Origin of the sequence: Flavobacterium sp. (assembly GCF_028712645.1) — a bacterium.
In the GTDB taxonomy this organism is placed as follows: domain Bacteria; phylum Bacteroidota; class Bacteroidia; order Flavobacteriales; family Flavobacteriaceae; genus Flavobacterium.
The window spans coordinates 1-5,566 of record NZ_JAQTPQ010000235.1; the positions used below are offsets into that span (position 1 = coordinate 1).

Here is a 5,566-nt window from a genome sequence, read left to right on the forward strand (position 1 = left end):
ACATACAAGAATTATACAGTTTCAAATTTGCCAAAGTAAAAATAAGAATGGTCGATTATCCAAACCGAAAACCATTCGAAACGGTTTTGTTATTGGACACGATAAAAAGCGCATCGCCGTCCTTGACTTACGAAGAATCGAACCGATTGTATCAGGAAGTTTTGAAGGATTACGAAGGCGAAACCAAGTTCAAGCAATTCCAAAAAGTGAAAGCCAACGAATATTTCAACGGTTTGCAAGTCAAGTTTTCGTATGCAATAACCTGCCACAAATCGCAAGGAGGGCAGTGGAATACCGTTTTTATCGAGCAACCGTATTTGCCTGATGGCATCAACAGGGATTACATTCGCTGGTTGTACACCGCAATGACGAGAGCGAAAAATAAGTTATATTTGATAGGATTTAAGGATGAGAGTTTTGCGGACTAACTTCCTGAAAGTACAGTTTCTCGATGTTGCAAACCCCATTCTAACATTTTATCCAAGACATCTCCCAATGATTTTGCAGATGCTGTCAATTCGTATTCTACAGTGATTGGTGTCGTGTCATAAACGGTACGTTTGACCATTCCGTTCATTTCTAAATCTTTCAATTCTTTGGATAACATCCTAGGAGTGATTTTCGGAATATTGCGTTGAATTTCGGTAAAGCGTCTTTTTTCGAAAAGCAAAGAACCAATAATGGGTAATTTCCATTTGCCATTAATTACGTTTAAAGTATCATTAACGGCCAATACGAACTGAATAGGGCAGGCTTTGGCTTCTTTAAAACTGATTATATTTTTCATTATCTCATTGATTTTGTTGTTACTATACTAAAGTATATCAATATACTTTAGTATAGTACTATACTTTAGGTAGCAAATGTAATTATCTTTGTGCCATTAATAACAAAAAATTAAAAAAAATGAGTGCAAAAATTTTAGTTACAGGTGCTACAGGTAATTTTGGGAAAACAACAATCGATTTTTTATTAAAAAAAGGAATTGCGGCAACAAATATTTCAGCTTTGGTTAGAGACGAATCAAAAGCAGTAGATTTAAAAGCAAAAGGCATCACAATTGTTAAAGGAGATTATGATAATTATGACTCTTTATTGGCTGCATTTAAAGGAGTGGATAAGTTATTGTTGGTTTCGGGAACTGATTTAGTGAACCGAGGTAAACAACAATTGAATGCAGTGAAAGCAGCCAACGAAGCAGGCGTAAAACATATTTTATACACTAGTTTTGAACGAAAAAATGAAACGGAAACTTCGCCGATTGCATTTTTGGCACAATCTCATATTGATACTGACAACGCCATTAAAGCGAGTCGAATGACGTATAGTATTTTTAGAAATAATTTATACCTAGAGGTGTTGCCAATGTTTTTTGGAGAACAAGTTTTAGAAACAGGAATCTTTTTCCCAGCCGGAGATACAGGCGCAGCTTATGTTTCCAGAAATGATTTAGCCGAAGCGGTTGCCAATGTCTTGATTGCTGAAAATAACAAAAGTAAAGAATATGCGATGAATAATGTTGAAAATTATTCGATGAAAAAAAGCGCGGATATTTTGAGCAAAATAACCAATACTACGGTTAGTTATACCAGTCCAAGTCCTGAGATTTATTCAGATGTATTGACAAAAGCTGGCGTTCCAGGAGAATATGTTGGAATGTTTGTAGGTTTTGGAGCAGCGATTGAACAAGGTGAATTTTATGCCGATTCAACGGATTTAGAAAATTTATTGGGTAGAAAACCTGTTTCATTGGAAGATTTCTTGAAGCAAACGTACGCAAAATAAGAGCAATAGGATTAAGATTAAAAAAACGGACAATATTATTTGTTCGTTTTTTTGTTAATTGAATACCTGAACGGAAAAGATTTTTTACATTTAAGAATTATTTAGACAATAACATTTTATGAATACATTAAACGATTTACATAAAATTTCAGGCACTTTTTCGAACACCAAAAAAATGCCCGTATTGTTCATGGGACACGGAAGCCCAATGAATGCCATTCAAGAAAACCAGTTTGTGACTGACATTCGAAATGTGGCCAAAACATTGCCACAACCTAATGCTATTTTGTGTATTTCGGCGCATTGGTTTACCAATGGAACCAAGGTCACTGCGATGGAAATACCACGAACGATTCACGATTTTGGAGGCTTTCCCCAAGCCTTGTTTGCGGTGCAATATCCAGCGAAAGGAAGTCCAGAATTAGCCGTCGAAACCAAGGAATTATTGAAACCAATTGAAGTGGAATTGGACGAACATTGGGGTTTAGACCACGGAACTTGGAGTGTCATAAAACATTTATATCCCGAAGCCAACGTTCCCGTAATCCAGTTGAGTATTGATTATACCAAATCGCCGCAATACCATTTTGAATTGGCCAAGAAATTGAGCGATTTACGCCAAAAAGGAATCCTGATAATTGGCAGCGGTAATATTGTACATAACTTGAGATTGGTCGATTTTCCTAATTTTGACAAAGACAATTACGGTTACGATTGGGCGATTGAAGCTCGAGAAACTGTAAACAATTATTTGTTGGACGGCAATTTCCAACCGCTTATTGATTATGAAAAACAAAGCAAGGCTTTACAAATTGCAATTCCCACGCCAGACCATTATTTGCCCTTGATTTATACCTTGGGCTTGAAAGACAAAACCGAAGAATTGAGTTTGTTTAATGACAAATTAGTGGCAGGTTCGCTGAGTATGACTTCGGTGAAGATTATGTAGGGAAGTCATTTAAGAAAAATGTTTTTTTGTTATATTTGTAAAAATAAAAGTCATTATGAGTACAATAACTATTGAAGTCGATGAAAAACACATTTCGTTTGTCAAAACACTTTTGGAACATCTAAAAGGAGTTAGAAATGTGACCATAAATGAGGGAGATAGTCCTTATAATCCTGATTTTGTAAATTCAGTTCAAGAAGGTAGAGCCGAATATAAACGCGGTGAATGTACTACTATTTCCACCAAGGATTTATGGAAGTAAAACTAACCAAAAAAGCATTGGAGCATTTGGGGTTTTGGAAAAAATCAGGAAATAAAACCGTTCAAAAAAAGATTCAACTTCTGATTGAAGACATAACGAAAAATCCATTTGAAGGTATTGGAAAACCCGAGGCATTAAAATATAATTTACAAGAAACTTGGTCTAGAAAAATTAGCGAAGAACATCGTATTGTTTATGAAATCCCTGACGAAGGTGTTTTTATTGATATATAGTTTGAAAGGGCATTATACCGATTTAGATATTTAAAATTGAACCTCACTCTAAAATTTAGTGGGGTTTTGTTTTTATGGATGAGTTTGTTCAATGACAAATTAGTGGCGGGTTCATTGAGTATGACTTCGGTGAAGATTATGTAGATTGGTTTTGTGGGAAAATGGTATATTTGAAAAAATGTTTTATGAGTACAGAAAATAATAAACGAGAGAATGGCATCGAATTATCTTTAATTAATGAGGTAGTTGGAGATAATTTAAAAGATATGATTATTGACAGTGCTGAGATAGCTCTTGATAATTTTTTAGAAGATGGAGTTTTAAAAGAAATCCCATTTTTTGGATCATTATATAAGGGAACAAAAGCTATAATAGGAATTAAAGAAAATATATTTGCGAAAAAGATATATAAATTCTTGATTGAAATAAAAGATATTCCTCAATCTGAAAGAGAAATTTTTATCAATAAATTGGAAGAAAATGATGAGTTCAGACAAAAGGTAGGTGAAAAACTTATTGTTCTTATTGAGCAACTTGATGATTTAGAAAAACCAACTATAATTGGTAAATTTTTTAAGGCAAATATTGAAGGTAATTTAAGTTATTACGAATTCTTAAAACTTTCATCTGTTATTCAAAAATCGTTCTTGCCAGACATTAAAAAATTAAAAAAAGAAAGAGGTTATGCTTACATAAACAGAGATGATGAAGCACAATATGTTAGTTTAGGAATTTATTCTATGAAAATAGAAAGAGATAATTCAGCATCACGTGTAGCAAGAACACAAACTAGTCTTTCAAATATTTCATTTAAAACAATTTACAAATTAAATCATTTAGGGCAAAAATTAATTGATTTTGGTTTAAATTAATTTCATTAAAATAACATTAAACGTTTTATTATGGATTCGAGAAGTGAATTAATAACCAAATATGAGAGGAACCTTGTTTTTATAGACAAATTTAAAATGGTTTATAAAAATTTTCTAGACAAAACTGATACTTGGGATAAATATGCTTTTATTGATTCGAATATTAGCAATAGAAATTATTTTGAAACACTTAATCAAATCTACGAACAAGAATATTCTGAACAACAACATCTTGCTGTAAAAACTGTTTTTATTCATAAAGACGCAATTTCTGATTATATTAGGAATCTTGATTTACAATATAATAATCTTAAACTGCTTTATGATGATATCGTTTCTAAAAGTGCCAGATTATTAGATTCTTAATATATAAAATAAAGATATTAATTTATGCCCGTTACCCTTTTCCTAATCAACATTTATGAAACAATTACCGTCTAATAATTCAGATTTTATTCTTTATACCTCTCCTGATGGAGAAGTTCGGGTTGATGTTTTTGTAAATGACGAAACCGTTTGGTTAACGCAAAAAGCTATTGGTGAACTTTTTGGTGTTCAACGACCTGCGATTACCAAACATTTGGGAAATATATTTTTATCAGGAGAATTAGTCGAAAATTCAGTTAGTTCCATTTTGGAACATACTGCCGAAGATGGTAAATCTTATCAAACTAAATTTTATAATCTTGATGTTATTATTTCTGTTGGTTATCGTGTAAATTCAAAGCAAGCTACCCAATTTAGGATCTGGGCAACCAAAACTTTAAAGGAATTCATCATAAAAGGCTTTACTTTAGACGATAAGCGATTAAAACAAGGAGGTCAGGTTTTTGGAAAGGATTATTTTGAAGAATTACTGGAAAGAATCAGGGAAATCCGAGCATCGGAAAGACGATTCTATCAAAAAATAACAGATATATTTTCGCAATGCAGCGTTGATTATGATGCTAAATCAGAATTGACAGCCAATTTTTATAAAACAGTACAAAATAAATTGCATTGGGCAATTACAGGAAATACCGCGGCAGAAATAATTGATAAAAGAGCCGATGTTGCCAAACCCAATATGGGTTTAACGACTTGGAAAAATTCGCCTGACGGAAAAATTCTAAAGTCGGATACTGAAATTGCAAAAAACTATTTGTCTGAAAAAGAGATTCGAGAATTGAATAGATTGGTCGAATTGTATTTGAACTTTGCCGAACTTCAAGCTGAAAGAAGTATTCCAACAAAAATGAAAGAGTGGGTTGAAATTTTAGATTCATTTTTAAAATTAAACCGCTACGAATTACTAAATAATTCGGGGAGTATTTCCCATAATCAAGCAATATCTAAAGCCGAAACCGAATATCAAAAATTCAGAATTATCCAAGATCAAAAATTTATTTCAGATTTTGATAAAGAAATTAAAAATATAAAAAAGTAATGAAAATAATAGCAGTCATTCCCGCACGTTACGCCTCAA

At 32.6% G+C, this 5,566-nt stretch carries 9 protein-coding genes; 8 read left to right on the forward strand and 1 reads right to left on the reverse strand.

From position 1 onward, the window contains the following. The coding region (locus PHC28_RS14985) for an ATP-binding domain-containing protein (RefSeq protein ID WP_300102403.1) at nt 1–428 on the forward strand (428 nt) is incomplete at its 5' end. On the opposite strand, the gene PHC28_RS14990 is transcribed toward PHC28_RS14985, so the two are convergent. Further along, nucleotides 425–787, reverse strand: a complete 363-nt coding sequence (locus PHC28_RS14990; RefSeq protein ID WP_300102406.1) for a helix-turn-helix domain-containing protein — start codon at nt 785–787, stop codon at nt 425–427. The genes PHC28_RS14985 and PHC28_RS14990 overlap by 4 nt on opposite strands. Before the next feature lie 119 nt (nt 788–906). Between PHC28_RS14990 and PHC28_RS14995 the strand changes: the two genes are divergently transcribed. From PHC28_RS14995 to PHC28_RS15025, 7 genes are all read left to right on the forward strand, one after another. Next, the gene (locus tag PHC28_RS14995) at nt 907–1,785 is read left to right on the forward strand and encodes an SDR family oxidoreductase (protein WP_300102409.1); all 879 of its coding nucleotides are present in this window, start codon (nt 907–909) and stop codon (nt 1,783–1,785) included. 118 nt (nt 1,786–1,903) lie between these two features. Continuing rightward, nucleotides 1,904–2,734 carry a 4,5-DOPA dioxygenase extradiol gene (gene ygiD, locus PHC28_RS15000; protein WP_300102412.1) on the forward strand — a complete coding sequence of 277 codons (831 nt, stop codon included), beginning with the start codon at nt 1,904–1,906 and terminating at the stop codon, nt 2,732–2,734. 55 nt (nt 2,735–2,789) lie between these two features. Continuing rightward, complete coding sequence (locus PHC28_RS15005) at nt 2,790–2,996, forward strand: DUF2683 family protein (RefSeq protein ID WP_300102416.1); 207 nt, start codon at nt 2,790–2,792, stop codon at nt 2,994–2,996. Continuing rightward, nucleotides 2,987–3,229: a Txe/YoeB family addiction module toxin gene (locus PHC28_RS15010; RefSeq protein ID WP_300102419.1), complete on the forward strand. Its 243-nt coding sequence runs from the start codon at nt 2,987–2,989 to the stop codon at nt 3,227–3,229. The genes PHC28_RS15005 and PHC28_RS15010 overlap by 10 nt, the downstream gene beginning before the upstream one ends. A 185-nt stretch (nt 3,230–3,414) precedes the next feature. Next, nucleotides 3,415–4,101, forward strand: coding sequence for a hypothetical protein (locus PHC28_RS15015; RefSeq protein ID WP_300102422.1), 687 nt, complete (start codon nt 3,415–3,417; stop codon nt 4,099–4,101). A 30-nt stretch (nt 4,102–4,131) separates the two neighbouring features. Beyond that, a complete protein-coding gene (locus PHC28_RS15020; RefSeq protein ID WP_300102425.1) occupies nt 4,132–4,467 on the forward strand; it encodes a hypothetical protein in 336 nt (111 codons plus the stop codon). A 55-nt stretch (nt 4,468–4,522) separates the two neighbouring features. Further along, nucleotides 4,523–5,527 carry a virulence RhuM family protein gene (locus tag PHC28_RS15025; RefSeq protein ID WP_300102430.1) on the forward strand — a complete coding sequence of 335 codons (1,005 nt, stop codon included), beginning with the start codon at nt 4,523–4,525 and terminating at the stop codon, nt 5,525–5,527. Nucleotides 5,528–5,566 lie beyond the last annotated feature (39 nt).

What these genes read in the sequence shown, in the direction of transcription:
- PHC28_RS15015 (WP_300102422.1), top strand. Translation starts at nt 3,415, where the DNA reads ATGAGTACAGAAAATAATAAACGAGAGAATGGCATCGAATTATCTTTA.
- PHC28_RS15025 (WP_300102430.1), top strand. Translation starts at nt 4,523, where the DNA reads ATGAAACAATTACCGTCTAATAATTCAGATTTTATTCTTTATACCTCT.
- PHC28_RS14995 (WP_300102409.1), top strand. Translation starts at nt 907, where the DNA reads ATGAGTGCAAAAATTTTAGTTACAGGTGCTACAGGTAATTTTGGGAAA.
- PHC28_RS15010 (WP_300102419.1), top strand. Translation starts at nt 2,987, where the DNA reads ATGGAAGTAAAACTAACCAAAAAAGCATTGGAGCATTTGGGGTTTTGG.
- PHC28_RS15020 (WP_300102425.1), top strand. Translation starts at nt 4,132, where the DNA reads ATGGATTCGAGAAGTGAATTAATAACCAAATATGAGAGGAACCTTGTT.
- PHC28_RS14990 (WP_300102406.1), bottom strand. Translation starts at nt 787, where the DNA reads ATGAAAAATATAATCAGTTTTAAAGAAGCCAAAGCCTGCCCTATTCAG.
- PHC28_RS15005 (WP_300102416.1), top strand. Translation starts at nt 2,790, where the DNA reads ATGAGTACAATAACTATTGAAGTCGATGAAAAACACATTTCGTTTGTC.
- ygiD (WP_300102412.1), top strand. Translation starts at nt 1,904, where the DNA reads ATGAATACATTAAACGATTTACATAAAATTTCAGGCACTTTTTCGAAC.